The organism is Halohasta litorea (assembly GCF_024494645.1).
GTDB classification, from domain to species: Archaea; Halobacteriota; Halobacteria; order Halobacteriales; family Haloferacaceae; genus Halohasta; species Halohasta litorea.
This window is the reverse complement of record NZ_JANHDJ010000005.1, coordinates 189,970-204,878: the sequence shown is the minus strand read 5'-3', so window position 1 is coordinate 204,878 and position 14,909 is coordinate 189,970. Positions and strand designations below refer to the sequence as shown.

At 63.2% G+C, this 14,909-nt stretch carries 12 protein-coding genes; 10 read left to right on the top strand and 2 right to left on the bottom strand.

The annotated features are described in order from the left end of the window. Positions 1-27: 27 nt before the first annotated feature. A complete protein-coding gene (locus NO877_RS13250; protein ID WP_256396827.1) occupies positions 28-2,790 on the bottom strand; it encodes an ATP-dependent helicase in 2,763 nt (920 codons plus the stop codon). A gap of 88 nt (positions 2,791-2,878) precedes the next feature. Here NO877_RS13250 and NO877_RS13245 point away from each other — a divergent pair, with 88 nt between their 5' ends. The 7 genes from NO877_RS13245 to NO877_RS13215 all read left to right on the top strand — a co-directional run bounded on the left by NO877_RS13245 (position 2,879) and on the right by NO877_RS13215 (position 10,985). After that, a complete protein-coding gene (locus NO877_RS13245) occupies positions 2,879-3,634 on the top strand; it encodes an MBL fold metallo-hydrolase (protein WP_256396826.1) in 756 nt (251 codons plus the stop codon). A 41-nt stretch (positions 3,635-3,675) separates the two neighbouring features. After that, positions 3,676-4,359: a glycosyltransferase gene (locus NO877_RS13240; RefSeq protein ID WP_256396825.1), complete on the top strand. Its 684-nt coding sequence runs from the start codon at positions 3,676-3,678 to the stop codon at positions 4,357-4,359. An 82-nt stretch (positions 4,360-4,441) separates the two neighbouring features. After that, entirely contained in the window at positions 4,442-6,304 is a 1,863-nt protein-coding gene (locus tag NO877_RS13235; protein WP_256396824.1) for a sensor histidine kinase, read from the top strand. A 256-nt stretch (positions 6,305-6,560) separates the two neighbouring features. Beyond that, positions 6,561-7,859 (top strand): ABC transporter substrate-binding protein, encoded by a 1,299-nt coding sequence (locus NO877_RS13230; RefSeq protein ID WP_256396823.1) that lies wholly within the window; start codon positions 6,561-6,563, stop codon positions 7,857-7,859. Between the two features lie 25 nt (positions 7,860-7,884). Further along, the gene (locus NO877_RS13225; protein WP_256396822.1) at positions 7,885-8,877 is read left to right on the top strand and encodes a carbohydrate ABC transporter permease; all 993 of its coding nucleotides are present in this window, start codon (positions 7,885-7,887) and stop codon (positions 8,875-8,877) included. Beyond that, entirely contained in the window at positions 8,874-9,797 is a 924-nt protein-coding gene (locus NO877_RS13220; protein ID WP_256396821.1) for a carbohydrate ABC transporter permease, read from the top strand. The genes NO877_RS13225 and NO877_RS13220 overlap by 4 nt, the downstream gene beginning before the upstream one ends. Positions 9,798-9,830: 33 nt before the next feature. Continuing rightward, positions 9,831-10,985 (top strand): ABC transporter ATP-binding protein, encoded by a 1,155-nt coding sequence (locus tag NO877_RS13215; protein WP_256396820.1) that lies wholly within the window; start codon positions 9,831-9,833, stop codon positions 10,983-10,985. Between the two features lie 12 nt (positions 10,986-10,997). Here the strand turns inward: NO877_RS13215 and NO877_RS13210 are convergent, their stop codons facing one another. Beyond that, positions 10,998-11,204 (bottom strand): DUF8149 family protein, encoded by a 207-nt coding sequence (locus tag NO877_RS13210; protein ID WP_256396819.1) that lies wholly within the window; start codon positions 11,202-11,204, stop codon positions 10,998-11,000. 231 nt (positions 11,205-11,435) lie between these two features. Here NO877_RS13210 and NO877_RS13205 point away from each other — a divergent pair, with 231 nt between their 5' ends. From NO877_RS13205 to NO877_RS13195, 3 genes are all read left to right on the top strand, one after another. Next, on the top strand, positions 11,436-12,962 hold the full coding sequence (locus tag NO877_RS13205) for a sodium:solute symporter family transporter (RefSeq protein WP_256396818.1): 1,527 nt from the start codon (positions 11,436-11,438) through the stop codon (positions 12,960-12,962). A gap of 241 nt (positions 12,963-13,203) precedes the next feature. Further along, a complete protein-coding gene (gene moaA, locus NO877_RS13200; RefSeq protein WP_256396817.1) occupies positions 13,204-14,205 on the top strand; it encodes a GTP 3',8-cyclase MoaA in 1,002 nt (333 codons plus the stop codon). 69 nt (positions 14,206-14,274) lie between these two features. Then, positions 14,275-14,901, top strand: coding sequence for an NAD(P)-dependent oxidoreductase (locus tag NO877_RS13195; RefSeq protein WP_256396816.1), 627 nt, complete (start codon positions 14,275-14,277; stop codon positions 14,899-14,901). Positions 14,902-14,909: the final 8 nt, after the last annotated feature.

Here is a 14,909-nt window from a genome sequence, read left to right as displayed (position 1 = left end):
CTTATAAATAGTGGCAGCCAGTCCGCTCTACTCGGTTTGGACTGTGTCGGCTTCGTCATCGTTGATCTCGGTGAGCACTCGGTCGTGGAACTCCTGGAGCACCGCGCTTTCGTCGTCGGCGAGCACCACGTCGCTTGCCATCAGCGTCGCCAGCCCGAAGGCCCGCGGGCTCGGGGAGTCGACCGTGTGGGTGTGGACCTCGATCTCGCCGTCCTGGACCCGCTGTAAGAACTCCGTAACGCCGGTTATGTTGAGCTTATCTTCGGTGATCTCCCGGTAGGTCTCCTCGATGACCGCAAACGAGTCGAGCTCTTGGGCGAACGACAGCAGCATCTCGCTGGATACCTGCTGTTGGGCGGCGGATTTCTCGTAGCCCTTGTACCGTTTGAGGATCATCAACGATCGGGTCGCGTTGATCCTGAAATACCGCTGGAGGAGGTCGGTGCCGTCGAGGGCCGCCCGCAGCTCTTCGACTACCGAGTCGGGGTCGAGCTCCTGGATGATGCCCGCCACGTCGACCTTCCGGTTGAGCGGCATCTCGATCGAAAACCCGTTGTCGGCGACTGCGACCTGGACGTTCGCCGTCGCGTGCTGGGCGCAGTGGTAGGCGATCAACCGCGAGAGGCCGTCGTTGAACGCCCGACCGTAGTCGGAGTGGATATAAAACCGGCGGCGGTATTCGGTGCGGTCAATCTCGATTTCGATCACCAGCCGGTCGTCCGTGCTCACGGCCGCCTCGCCGAGATACTGCCGCTGTTCGTCGTAGAGTCGGCTGATCGCCCGGACACTGTGTTCGTCGATCGGGAACCCCCGGAGCCAGCTCCTGACGCCCGCAATCCCGCCAGTGTCGAACCGCTCGCAGAGTTCGGTCTGGAAGCCGACGATCGCCCGCCCGAGATCGTAGGACAGCGGCAACCGTTCGGAGAACCACGAAGGGACGGTCGGCCGCGCCGCGGTCGGCTCGACGTACACTTTCGAGCCGCGCCGATAGCAGTACTCGAAGTTCTGGCCGCCGAGGACGAACACGTCGCCGGGGTCGATCGTATCGAGATACCCTTCGTCGAGGGTTCCAACCCACTCGCTGTCGCTTCGGGTGTGGACCGCACAGCTGAACGAATCGGGGATCGTCCCGATGTTGGTCATATAAATCACGCGCGCGAGCCGACCGCGTTTGCCGATCAGCGGTTCGCCGACCGGAAACTCCTCGTAGTGGTGCTCGCCGTCAGGCGGATCGTTCGTGTCCCGCCAGATCTTCGCGTAGACGTTCTTGTCTTCGAGTCCGGCGTAGTCGGCGGTTAAATACCGCATCAGCCGTTCCCAGTCCGTGGAATCGTAGTTACGGTATGGATACGCCCGCCGAAGGATCGATTTGACATCTGCTTCCCGCCGGACGTGATTGATCGCCATCCCGTAGACGTGTTGGGCCGCAACATCGCTGGCGTTCTCGGGGACGAACACCCGGTCGACGAAGCCCTTTTCGGCCTTCTGAAGCATTACGGCACACTCGATGAGTTCGTCGCGGTCCAGGGCGATCACCCGTCCGGTCACCGTCTGGCCGAGCTGGTGGCCTGCCCGCCCCACTCGCTGGAGCAGCGCGGCGACGGATTTCGGCGAGCCGATCTGGACGACGAGATCGATATGCGGCATATCGATCCCGAGTTCGAGACTGGTCGAGGTCGTCACCACCTCCAGCTCGCCTGCCTTCAGCCCCTCTTCGATTTCTTTCCGGCGGTCTTTCGAGAGACTGCCGTGATGACAGCCGGAGTTAGTCTCACCATACCGGTCGGGAAACCGCTCGCGGAGGGTCTGGAGCACCCGTTCGGCCCCCGACCGCGTGTTGGTAAAGACGAGCGTGTTCGTGTGGTCGCCGATTAGTTCGTCGAGTCGGTCGTACAGTCGGTCCTGGATGACCTCCCGAGGCGTCTCGATCAGGTCGTCGGTCGGACACTCCAGTTCGATATCGAACTCCCGGACGAACCGCGAGTCGACCAGTTCGTACTCCCGTGGTTCGCCGCCCGGCTCCTTGCGACCGACTAGAAACTCCGCGACAGTGTTCAGTGGCTCGACGGTCGCCGAACAGCCGATCCGGGTCGGCGACCCCTCTGTCATGGCTTCGAGCCGTTCGAGCGAGACCGACAGATGCGTCCCGCGTTTGTTCTCGGCGAGACTGTGGATCTCGTCGACGATCACGTACTCGACGGTTTCGAGTTTCCGTTTGAATTTGGGGGAGTTCAACAGGATCGCCAGCGTCTCGGGCGTCGTGTTGAGGATGTGGGGCGTCTCCTCCAACATCCGCTGGCGGGCTGCGCTGTCGGTGTCGCCGTGGCGGATCGCCTGGCGGATCTCGGTGTCGACGCCGCGATCGGCCAGTCGCTCGGAGATCCCCTCCAGGGGGACCGTCAGGTTCCGGTGGATGTCGTTGGCCAGCGACTTCAGCGGCGAAACATACAGGCAGTACACCGAGTTGTCGAGACCGTCCTCGCGCTCGCGCCGAAACAGTTCGTTGATGATCGCCGCAAACGAGGCCAGCGTCTTGCCGGAGCCGGTCGGCGCACAGATCAGGGCGTTCGTTTCGTCGTGAATATGTGGGATCGCCCCGCGCTGCGGCGGGGTGAAAAAGCCGCCGTTGGAACCGACGAACGCGCCGAACGCCTCGACCCACCACTCCTGGACAGCCGGCTCGAACAGTTCGAGCACGTCGGCGTCGGCGATCTCGACCGTTGCCGGATCGAACCCGTAGTCGGCGTCGGCGGCTGCGGCCGTGAGACGCTCGCGGCCGGGGGAGGGCATCTTGGATTCCGTTGTCGGCGGCCGCGTAAGTCGGTTGTGTTGACAGCCGACCCCAACGCCTTTTGGCGACAGCAGCCTGCGGGTGTGTATGCAGGTCACGTTTCTGGGGACCGGCAGCGCGATGCCGACCGCCGATCGGATGCAGACCGGACTCCTCCTCTCGGCCGGTAGCCAGTCCCTACTGGTCGACTGCGGCAGCGGCGTTCTCCACCGTCTCGCCAACACCGAAACGGGGTACGAAGGCGTCGGTAGCGTCCTCCTAACCCATCTCCATCTCGACCACGTTGCCGATCTGCTGCCGCTGTTGAAGGCCCGGTGGCTCGCCGGGAAGGAACACCTCGAAATCGTCGGCCCGCAGGGGACCAAAGGGTTGGTCGACGGGCTGTTGTCGGTCCACGACTACCTCGATGGGCGGGTCGACCTCCGGATTCGAGAGGTGACCGCTGGCCACCCCTTCGAGGTCGCGGGATTCTCGGTCGAGGGCCACGAGACCAGACACTCGATGGACGGGCTGGCCTACCGGTTCGCCGACCCCAGCGAAACGGAGCCGGTGTTCGCCTTCAGCGGGGATTCGGAGGCTTTCGCCGGGTTGGCCGGGTTCGCCGACGGCTGTCGAGTGCTCGCCCACGACTGTTCGTTCCCCGACGACGTCGACGTCTCGGGCCATCCGACACCCACGCAACTGGGCGAGGCGCTGGCCAACTGTGCGGTCGACCGGCTGTATCTCACCCATCTCTATCCGCACACGGAGGGTAACCACGACGAAATGCGGCAGGCGGTCGCAGACGGTGGGTTCGAGGGGGAGATCCGGTTCGCACGGGACGGGCTGCGGGTCGACCTGTAGGCGAACAGAATTATATCGGAGACGCCCAACAGAGTACCAGTATGGGCGGGACCGGAGAGCCAGCGGTGAGTTTCGTCATCCCTGCGCGGAACGAGGCGGCGTATCTCCCTGCAACACTCGAAAGCATCCGGCAGTTGGAGGCCTCGCTAGGCTACGAGTGTATTGTCGTCGACGGCCAAAGCGAGGACGAAACGCCGGAGATCGCCCGCGAATATGGGGCCCGAGTCGTCGCAGGCAACGGAACCGGACAGGGTGAGGACCGCCATCTCGGTGCGGAGTCGGCGGCGGGTCGCTGGCTGGCGTTTATCGATGCCGACACCCGTCTCAGCGACGCGTATCTCGACCGAATGCTCTCGTTCGTCACCGACCACGGGCTGCAAGGCGCAAGCTCCCGGTGTCGCGTTTCTGGGGGTTGGCGAACCGTCCCGATCGAACGGCTGTTTAATCACGTCCTCCCACGGTTGTCGCCGCCGCCGTTTCCGGGATTCAACGTCTTCGTCGATCGGGAGGCCTACTTCGATGTCGGAGGGTTCACGACGGGACCGAACGAGGATATGGCGTTCAGCCGAGCACTCGGCAAGCGGTATCCAACTGGCGTCTGTCCGGCCGTCCTGGTCGAAACGTCGGGCCGACGGATCGAACGCGATGGACTGCTTCGAACCCTCGTCTACTACACGAAGCTCGAATATCAGCGCCAGTTCCAGCCGCTCCTGGATAGGCTGTAGTCGCTGCCCGGCGCCGGGCTGCCGCTTTGGTCGCTGCAAACGAGTCAGAAAGATTCATTTTTGATTATTTATAATTCTCTGTATGGCCGCTGTGACCCATCCGTTCGTGGTTCTCGGGATGGTCTCGACAGTGGCGGCCATCGGGATTGCTGCTGTCGCGTGGTATCAGCGGGAGTCGCCGGGTGCGCGCGAGTATACGATCGTCATGGCCGTGTTGGCGATCTGGTCGACGTGCTACGTCCTGCAGTTGCTCCAGCCGACCGTGTCGGCCAAGACGCCGTGGCTCGTCGCCCGCCACGCCATCACGCCGTTTATTGGGGTGTTGTTCTGGATCTTCGCCGCCCGGTACACGGACCGACCGGGGTTGTTGTCTCGGCGCTACCTGTGGCCGCTGGTGGCGGTGGGGACGGTGAGTGCAGTTCTCGTGGTCTCGAACCCTGGCTCGATCTACTGGACGGCGTTGCGACCGGCCGTGACCGCCTCGCTGCCGGTCGTCGACATCGATTTCGGTCCAGCCTTCTGGCTCAATGCGGGCTATACGCTGGGGATCGTCGGAGGTGGCCACGTATTCATCGTGGTCATGTTCCGCGAATCGCTGGAGGTCTATCGGCCGCAGCTCACGGCGATGACCGTCACCGGGGGCATCGAGTTCGGGCTGACGGCGATGTTTTTGAGCGATCATCTGGCCGCGTTCCCGTCGCTCAATCCGTGGCCACACATCCAGCTCATTACCTACGGGACGACGCTTGCGGTGATCCCAATCGGCTGGTCGTACGTCACCGGCGCGCTGTTCAAACTCCAACCGCTGGCCGAACGCATCGTCATCGAAAACATGGACGACGCCGTCTTCGTCTTCGACAGCAACGACACCCTGCGGTACACCAACAGCGCGGCCCTCCGATTGCTCGATCCCGCCACCGCCGCGGCGATTACGGGCGAGGCTGTCGAAACCGTCTTCGCCGACTATCCCGAACTGCTCGCCCAGTACCGACGGATACCAACCGACTCGACGGCCGACCCGAACACGCTCCAGTTCGTCGTCGACGGCGAGCGACGCTACTACGATCTGCGCGGGTCGCCGATCACCAACTCGGCCGGGATGACGACGGGCGCGGTCGTCGTCGCCCGTGACGTAACCGAACCCAACCGCCAGCGGGCCGAGCTCCGCGAGCGAACCGATGAGCTCGAAGCCAAAAAGGCCCAACTCGAACAGCAGAACGAACAGCTCGACCAGTTCAGCAGTTTCGTCTCCCACGACCTCCGCAGCCCGCTGCAGGTCGCCCGCGGCTACCTCCGACTCGCCGAGCAAACCGAGAACCTCGATCACCTCGCTGAGATCGACGATTCCCTCCGGCGGATGGATTCCATGGTCGAGGACCTCCGCGAACTCACGCGTGTCGACCAACGCGATCTCTCGACCGAACCGGTCGCCGTCGAATCGGCCGCCAGACAGGCCTGGGGACAGGTCGACACCGGGACGGCGAGCCTCGAAGTCGAACATCCAGGAGAGGTCCTCGCCGACAGGGAGTTCCTGTTGCACGTCTTCGAGAACCTGTTTCGGAACAGTATTCAGCATGGCTCAACGAGCAGCCGGACGCAGTCCGGCGACAGAGAGGACCGAAGTTCCCCAGGCAGTCGGCCTGCGGCCGACGACAATGGCGGAGGGGTGACCGTCCGCGTCGGCCCGCTGGCCGACGGGCTGTTCGTCGAGGACGACGGCCCGGGGGTTCCTGCGGGCGAACGCGAGTCGATCCTGGAACACGGCTATAGCACATCCAGCGGCGGCACCGGCCTCGGGCTCTCGATCGTCAGCACGGTGGTCGAGGCCCACGGCTGGACGATCACCGTCAGCGAAAGCGACGACGGCGGTGCCCGCTTCGAGTTCACCGGCGTCGACGGCACTGCCGAGACACCGCCGGACGTGACCCGGCTACCGAGTGAGTAACTCGACTGAGATCCGTTGACAACTGTCGATGCGGATACTTGTGGTATGTCCGCTACCTGAATTACAACACGGTTGTATTCATAACATATATTTATTATGTTGCTTAAAAGTATAAATAAAAAACTTTATTAAATATGTGATTGTTCTGTGCTAATTTATCCGATGATTATTAATGCACATCTGAGTAAATTATTGTCGTACCGTCTTACAAGCACAAAATGGGCTGTTCCGAGCAGATTTACACGGAGATACAATCATGAGTAACAAACCGACGAAACTCTCACGACGTACTGTCCTCACAACAACTGGCGTTGCCGCAACCACTGGGCTGGCTGGCTGTAGCGGCGGAAGCGATGATAGCGACGGGAGCGGTGACGGCGGCGACGGCGGGGCCAACGAGCTCGAACTTCTCCACGCGTGGTCCTCCGGCGACGGCAACGCCGCCATCGCGGCCCTCATCGAGGGGTTCCAGGAGGAACACCCGGACGTCGAGTTCGCCGAGGAGCCGGTCGACGGCGCGGCCCGCAGCAACCTCGATCAGGTCGTCCTCAACAAACTCCAGGCCAACGACCCGCCGAGTACGTTCCAGCTGTGGCCCGGCAAGAACTTAGCGAAGTTCGACGGTGCCTACGAGGACATCGAGGACGACGTGTGGACCGACGACCTCAAGGAGAACTATCTGGCTGGCCCACAGGAACAGGCCCAGTACAACGGCAGCTACGTCTCCGTCCCGCTGAACATCCACCGGATCAACAACCTGTTTTACAATACGGCAGTCCTCGATGAGGCTGGCGTCGACCCTACGAGCCTCTCGTCGGCAAGCGATGTCGTCAGTGCCTGTGAGACGATTGCCGCCGAAACCGACGCCGTCCCCTTCGCCCACCAGACCAGCGGGACGTGGTCGACCGTCCAGCTCTGGGAGACGATCCTCCTCGGACAGGCCGGTATCGACGGCTACGAGTCGTTCATCAACGGCAACGGCGACGCCGAACAGGTCCAAACCGCCCTCGAATCGGTGGTCGAACTCAGCGAGTACTACCCGAGTGACTCCTCGTCGATCACCTTTACCGAGGCCAACACGATGGTGATGGACGGCGACGCCGCATTCATCCACCAGGGCGACTGGGCGGCGGGAGCCTACAGCAACGAGGACGGATTCAATTACGGCGAGGATTGGGGCCAGGTAACGTACCCCGGCACCTCCGGCAGCTACCTCCTCAACATGGATTCGTTCCCCTACATGGCGAACAACCCCTCCCCGGAGGCGACCCGGCAGTTCCTCAGCTACTGCGGCACCGCGGAGGGACAGGTACTGTTCAACGCCGAGAAGGGATCGATCCCGCCGCGCAGCGACGCCGACGTCTCCGCGCTCAACCAGTTCCAGCAGGACCAATACGAGGACTTCAACGCCGCGGACAACCAGCCGCCGTCAGTCGAACACGGGCTGGCTGTCTCCCCGGCTGTCAAGACGAATATCAGCGATGCGTTCAGTAGTTTCCTCGAAAACTACGACGCCGCCGCAACGGCTGACGCACTGACCGGCGCGTTCAACTGATCGGGACCTCCTCTACTCCCGCATTATGCGCAACCCACTTACTGTACTCAAACGACGCCTCTCGGAACACCGTGAGGTACGCACCGATGGTGGCACAACGTCGGCTGGCTCGATCCTCGACCGCGACTCGGTGCGGTCGGCCCCGTTTTGGCTACCGCCGTTCCTGCTGATCGGACTGTTCATCTACGGCGCGATCGCCTGGAACATCGTCCTCTCGCTGACGGACTTCCAGGGTCTCGGGACGCCCGATTACAGTGCCCTCGACTTCGAGAACTACGTGGTCGCCTTCTTCGGCGGAACACCCTCGTGGTCGGAGCTGACCGTCTCGCCGATCTGGAACTCGGCGTGGAACACCGTCGTGTTGATGGTGTCCTTTTCGGTGGTCTGTCTCGCCCTTGGGCTCGTGTTGGCGATCCTCGTCGACCAGGAGATCCGCTTCGAGAACACGTTCCGGACGATCTACCTGCTGCCGATGAGCCTCTCGTTCGTTGTGACGGCGAAGTTCTGGCTCTACATGTACAACGTCGAAACCGGGCTGGTCAACCTCTTTCTCGGGGCCGTCGGCGTCGGTCCCATCGAGATCGTCCAGAACCCCGACCTGAAACTGGCGGCCGTCGCGTTTGCCCTGATCTGGCAGTTCAGCGGCTATGCGATGATTGTCTATCTGGCCGGGCTGCGGGCGATCCCGACCAGCCACTTCGAGGCCGCCCGCGTCGACGGCGCGAGCACGGTTCGGATGTACTGGCGGGTCATCATCCCACAGCTCAGAACCGCCACCGTGAGCGCACTCGTCGTGTTGACGGTGTTCTCGCTGAAGGCCTTCGACTTCCTGTTCTCGATGTACGGGGGGTACCAGCCCGGTCCCTCCGCGGACATCCTCGCCACCCGAATGGTGAGAGAAGCCTACAGCAACGGGAACTGGGCCTACGGTTCGGCTATCGCAGTGATCCTCTTCATCATGGCACTAGCTATCGTTACACCGTACATCTACTCCCAATACAAGCGGGGTGAACTATGAGCACCGAGACGGGTCGAGTCGGCGAGTGGTCGCTGTTCGGCCACTCGCTGCGACGGGTCGTCCTCTACAGCATCCTCGTCGGGATGGGCGTGTTCTACCTCATCCCGATCGAGACCGGGATCATGACCTCGATCATCAATCCCGCGAGCTACACCGGGAGCTTCCCGTACCTCCCGCCGCTGGAGCCGCTGGTGCCGGGAACCGGAACGTTGTCGCTGGAACCGTGGCAGGGTGCCATCGACGGGCTCGGACAGGGCCTGGTCAACAGCGTCATCCTCGTCGTCCCGGCGACGATCTTCTCGGGGCTGCTCGGCAGCATGGCCGCCTTCGGGCTGACGACGATCAGCTGGCGCGGCCAGATCGGCATCTACATCCTCTTCGTCGCGGGGATCTTCATCCCCTACCAAGCGGTGTTGGTGCCGCTGACGCAGTTCTGGTACAACGTCGTTCCGCTGCAGGCCGTCTTCGCGCCGCTGGCGACCCTGCCGTTCGTCCAGGAGTACCACTGGAAGCTCGTCGCGCTGATCATTACCCACACCGCCTACGGGCTGCCGATCTGTACGCTACTCTTCCGCGCGCACTACAAGAAGCTCTCCGACGAGATGGTCGAGGCCGCCCAACTCGACGGCGCATCGGTGTCGACGATCTACCGGCGGATCATCCTGCCGCTGTCGATCCCGATGTTCGCGGTCGTGTTCATCTACCAGTTCACCCAGATCTGGAACGACCTGCTGTTCGCGCTCACGATCGTCCAGTTCGGCGACGCGGCGGTCGTCACCCAAGATCTGGTCGGCATCGGCGTCTCCCAGTCGGGGACGAACTTCCCGCTGCGGATGGCCGCCGCACTGTTGGCTGCGCTGCCGACGCTGCTGGTGTACATCTTCTTCGGCGACAAGTTCGCCAAGGGGGTCGCTGCATAGCATGACAACCGATTCGACAGGAGGAACCCACCCATGGCAGAACTAACACTCGACGGCGTCACGAAGGTATTCACAGAAGACGACGGCAACGAGATCGTCGCGGTCGACGACGTCTCGGTCGACATCGAGGACGGCGAGTTCCTCGTCCTCGTTGGCCCATCCGGCTGCGGGAAGTCGACGACTCTCCGGATGGTCGCCGGGCTCGAAACGGTCACCGACGGCGAAATCAGCCTCGCCGGGCGGCGGATCAACGAGAGCCCCCCGGCCGAGCGGGACATCGCGATGGTGTTCCAGTCGTACGCGCTGTACCCCCACATGACCGTCGCCCAGAACATGAGCTTCGGGCTCGAAGAGTCGACGGAGCTCGACGACGACGAGATCAGCGAGCTCGTCGACGACACCGCCGCGATGATGGGGATCGAGGAGCTGGTCGACCGGAAACCCGCCGATCTCTCCGGCGGCCAACAGCAGCGTGTCGCCCTCGGTCGGGCGATCGTCCGCGATCCCGAGGCGTTCCTGATGGACGAGCCGCTGAGCAACCTCGATGCCAAGCTTCGGGCGACGATGCGGACCGAACTCCAGCGTCTCCAGGAGGACCTCGGCGTGACGACGATCTACGTCACCCACGATCAGACCGAGGCGATGACGATGGGCGACCGGATCGCCATCCTCGACGACGGCGTCCTCCAGCAGGTCGGCACGCCCCTGGAGTGTTACCACACACCGAACAACCGGTTTGTCGCCGGGTTCATCGGCGACCCGTCGATGAACTTCTTCGAGATGGAGGTCGACGGCGAGCGGCTGGTCAGCGATCGGTTCACGTATCCGCTCACAGCGGATCAGGCCGACGCCGTCGGCGAGGCCCGCGGTGTCACGCTGGGTATCAGACCCGAAGACATCGGAATCGACCCCGATGGCAACGCCGACTCCCCCCACGAGTTCGACATGCACGTCGATGTCGTCGAGCCACGGGGCGACGAAAACACGATTCATCTCACCTTCGAAGCGGGCCTCGACGAGCCCGAGACGTTCACCGCGACCGTCAGCGGGCTGCGACAGCTCCAGGCTGGCGATTCGGTCGTCGCGACGTTCCCGCCGGAGGCGATCCACCTGTTCGACGCCGACACTGAGCAGGCGCTTCACAACCGCTCGCTCGACATTCCCGAGGCGACCGAACAGATCGTATAAAACAGTCGGCAGCTACTCCAGGAGGCCGATGTCTTTGGCGACCAAGTCCTGGATCTGGGATTTGAGCGCCGGGTCGACCTCCGCACACTCCTCGCCGTCGTGTCTGTTTTCGTTGTGCCGTTCGAGTTGGTCGGCGACAGCCGAGAGCCCAACAGTCGTCTCGGTGCCACAGGCCTCACAGACGATTGGGATCTCCGGGTCGTCGGTGTCGTCAGTCATACCCGCCAGTTGCCCTGCGGGCTGAAAACCGGTCCGGTTTCCGCGGACCGATAGGTACAAACCACCAACCGAGTTACGACCGGACAACCTGGTATTCGTGAGTTGTATTCGCTGATTATATACTGTTCCGCCTCAACCGTTCAGTCGATGAGCCGTTGGAATCCGAACTCGCCGTGTCGATACAGAGGATCGAGCTGTAACCGCTTGCCAGCCTGCCAGGAGGTGTGATAGATGGTCTCCCAGACCGTTGGCCTCGCCGCGACAGTGGCCACGCTGGCCGTCTTTACGGCGGCGGGGCTCTGGTATGCCCGTGGCCGCGTCGGGACGGCCGAGGACCTGTTGACGGCACGGAACTCCACCGGAACGGCAGCGACGACCGCGACGCTCATCGCCTCGACGATGGGCGCGTGGATCCTGTTTAGCCCCGCCGAGGCTGGGGCCGCCTTCGGTGGAATAACCGCCGTGTTGGGGTACGCCATCGGCAGCGCGATCCCGCTGCTGTGTTTCATCCCTGTCGGCGCTCGCATCCGCGGGTTGATGCCGACGGGCCACTCGCTGACCGAGTTCGTCCTCGTTCGGTTCGGCCCCCTGATGTACCTCCTCGTGGTGGTCGTCTCGGTGTTCTATCTGTTCATCTTCCTCGCCGCGGAGATGACCGCGATCGCGGGCTCGCTCGAACTGGTCGCCGGGGTTCCGGCGTGGCAGACCGCAACCGCGGTCGGTCTGTTCGTCCTCGTCTACACCGCCTACGGTGGACTCGTCGCCAGTATCTTCACCGACACCGTCCAGACCCTCCTCGTGCTCCCCTTACTGGCGGTCGGCTTCGGGGCGGCGGTCCTCTCGCTGGGCGGCACCGACGCGATCTACACCACCGCGATGTCGACCGACCCGACCCTGCTCGATCCGGGTTTCCGGCCCGGATTGGAGTTCGGCCTCTACGTCGTGTTCGCCGTTCTCGGAGCGAACATGCTCAACCAGGGGATCTGGCAGCGCGTCTATGCCGCCGACGGCGAGTCGACGCTCCAACGTTCCTTCGGCGTCGCCGCGCTGACGGTCGTGCCGATGGTACTGCTGGCGGGGCTGTTCGGCGTCGCCGCTGCCGGACTCGGCTTGGTCACCCCCGAGACTCAGAGCGTCGCGTTCTTCCTCGTGGTCAGCGAGGTACTGCCGGAGACAGTCGCCTTCGTCGTGGTGCTGTTGGTCGTCCTGTTGGTGATGAGTTCGGCCGACACGATGCTGAACGCGATTTCGAGTCTGGTGACCGTCGACCTCGCCCGCCTCGGTGCGATCGAAGGCGACCGATCGCTCCGGCTGGTCGGCCGGGGGCTCACCGTCCTCGTCGCCCTCGGGGCGATCGGCATCGGGGCACAGGGGTACAGTGTCCTGGAGCTGTTTCTCACTGCGGACTTACTCGCCGCAGCCGTCTTCGTGCCGCTGATCTGGGGGCTCTACTCGGCGGGACTGACCGAACGCGGTGCGCTGGCCGGGAGCCTCGCCGGACTGGTGGGAGGCATCGCCTACTTCCCGATGCTTCGGGGGGTGCTGCTTGTCGTGCCCGGTCTCGGAGGCTTGCTGCCGGAGCCAGCGATGCTGCCCGCCTTCCTCGCGGCGACCGGCGGTGCGACGCTGGTGACCGGCCTCGCTGTTGCGGTCGGAAACGCGGGCTTCGAGTTCGCCTCGCTGACGACCGAGATCGAATCGTTCGACGAGCCGACCGCCGAGGAGCCGCAAGCGGCCGCCGGGGAGGTGTCGGACTGATGGCCGTCGGGTCAGCACTGTTTGCCGTCATCGTTTGGGGCTCGATCGGGAGCGTGCTGGCGGCTTTCGGCTACCTCTCGTGGCTGCTCGTCGCGCTCCGTCGGGAGACGTAGGCAGTTGTACGGACAGCCTCGATTGAGACTATTTATTCTAACATCAACGCGGATGAGAAACTGATATCCGTTTCAAAAAGCGGCGAGGAGCCTGCTGATTTAAGTCCGTGTGTCGACGATACGTCTCCATGAGCGAGCCCCTCGAAGACGAGTTCGGACGGGAGGTGACCGGCGTCCGGATCTCGCTGACCGACCGCTGTAACTTCGACTGTGTCTACTGTCACAACGAGGGGCTCGGCGACACTCGCGGGCCGATGGAGCCAGCCGACGACGAGATGACCGCCGACGAGGTCGTTCGCTTCCTGGAGGTCGTCGAGGAGTTCGGCGTTGAGGCGGTCAAGTTCACCGGCGGCGAGCCGATGCTACGGGCCGATCTCGAAGAGATCATCCGCTGCACACCCGACTCGATGGAGGTCTCGTTGACGACCAACGGCACCTTCCTCCGCGGTCGCGCCGAGGGGCTCCAGGAGGCGGGACTCGAACGCGTCAACGTCTCGCAGGACGCGCTCGATCCCGAGCAGTTCGCTGCGGTGACGAAATCGGGTGCCTACGAGGCGGTCCTCGACGGGGTCGAGGCCGCCCTTGCGGCCGGGTTAGCCCCCGTAAAACTAAATATGGTCGTCTTCGAGCAGACCGCGGGCTACGTCGAAGGGATGGTCGAGCACGTCGCCGCCAACGAGGGACTGCAGCTCCAACTCATCGAGTATATGCCGGAGCTGACGGGGCGGCCCGAGTGGAACATCGACATCCAGCGCGTCCATGACTGGCTGGCCGACATTGCCGATCGGGTCGAACACCGCGAGATGCACGACCGGAAACGCTACTGGGTCTCCAGCACCGATCCAGACAGCGGGAACCTCGGCGACTGCGGGATGGTCGAAATCGTCGATCCCGTGGAGAACCCGACGTTTTGTGCGAACTGCCATCGCGTACGCGTGACACATGAAGGATATCTCAAAGGGTGTCTCAATCGGAACGACGATCTCCGGTCGATGGGCGAGATGAGTCGCCAGGAGATTCGTGAGGCGTTCCGCGCTGTCGTCGACAACCGCGTCCCCTACTACGGCGAGTATCTGGTCGAGGGCGACGACGGCGAGTGGGAACTCAACGAGGAGTATATCGGGGCCTGAGGCTCGATCGGTGGGCCCAACAGACAGTATACACCGACTACTTATACACGATCGGCGAGAGGGATGGCTGTGAAACTGACTGTCTTCGGCGCGAGCGGACCGACGGGTAAAGCGGTCGTCGAGACAGCGATCCGACGGGGTCACACGGTGACCGCAGCAGTCGAGTCGACGGCTCCGGCCTCACGGTTCCCCGACTCCGTCCGGGTGGTAGAAGCCGATGTCTACGAAGGGAGTGGCCTCGAAGCGGCGCTCGAAGACGCGACGGCCGTGTGTAACCTGCTGCAGCACTCGAAGCGCACGCCTGCTGACTACGTTACCGTCGGCGGGAGTCACATTCTCGATGCGATGGAGTCGGCTGGTGTCGATCGCTATCTGACTGTCGTCCCGGCGACAGTGCAGACCGATGGTGACCGGCATGGCATCGGCGAGACGATCGTCGCCTCGGCGATCCGACTCCTCAAACCGACGGTGGCAGCGGATGCTGACACTCATGTCGAAGATATCACGACTCGTGACCTCGACTGGACAGTGATCCGCGTGCTCCGAACGGGAGAGGGACGAACCACCCGACAGTATCAGACAGGCAATGTCAAACTCGGCGTCGGGAGCGTCTCCTACGGCGACGTGGCCGCATTTCTGCTCGACTGCTGTGATCGCGGGATCTACCTCCGGATGCAGCCCAAAATACGAACGTAGGTCGGTGC

Coding starts and splice junctions, on each gene's coding strand:
- NO877_RS13250 (WP_256396827.1), bottom strand. CDS start 2,790: ATGCCCTCCCCCGGCCGCGAGCGTCTCACGGCCGCAGCCGCCGACGCC.
- NO877_RS13245 (WP_256396826.1), top strand. CDS start 2,879: ATGCAGGTCACGTTTCTGGGGACCGGCAGCGCGATGCCGACCGCCGAT.
- NO877_RS13240 (WP_256396825.1), top strand. CDS start 3,676: ATGGGCGGGACCGGAGAGCCAGCGGTGAGTTTCGTCATCCCTGCGCGG.
- NO877_RS13235 (WP_256396824.1), top strand. CDS start 4,442: ATGGCCGCTGTGACCCATCCGTTCGTGGTTCTCGGGATGGTCTCGACA.
- NO877_RS13230 (WP_256396823.1), top strand. CDS start 6,561: ATGAGTAACAAACCGACGAAACTCTCACGACGTACTGTCCTCACAACA.
- NO877_RS13225 (WP_256396822.1), top strand. CDS start 7,885: ATGCGCAACCCACTTACTGTACTCAAACGACGCCTCTCGGAACACCGT.
- NO877_RS13220 (WP_256396821.1), top strand. CDS start 8,874: ATGAGCACCGAGACGGGTCGAGTCGGCGAGTGGTCGCTGTTCGGCCAC.
- NO877_RS13215 (WP_256396820.1), top strand. CDS start 9,831: ATGGCAGAACTAACACTCGACGGCGTCACGAAGGTATTCACAGAAGAC.
- NO877_RS13210 (WP_256396819.1), bottom strand. CDS start 11,204: ATGACTGACGACACCGACGACCCGGAGATCCCAATCGTCTGTGAGGCC.
- NO877_RS13205 (WP_256396818.1), top strand. CDS start 11,436: ATGGTCTCCCAGACCGTTGGCCTCGCCGCGACAGTGGCCACGCTGGCC.
- moaA (WP_256396817.1), top strand. CDS start 13,204: ATGAGCGAGCCCCTCGAAGACGAGTTCGGACGGGAGGTGACCGGCGTC.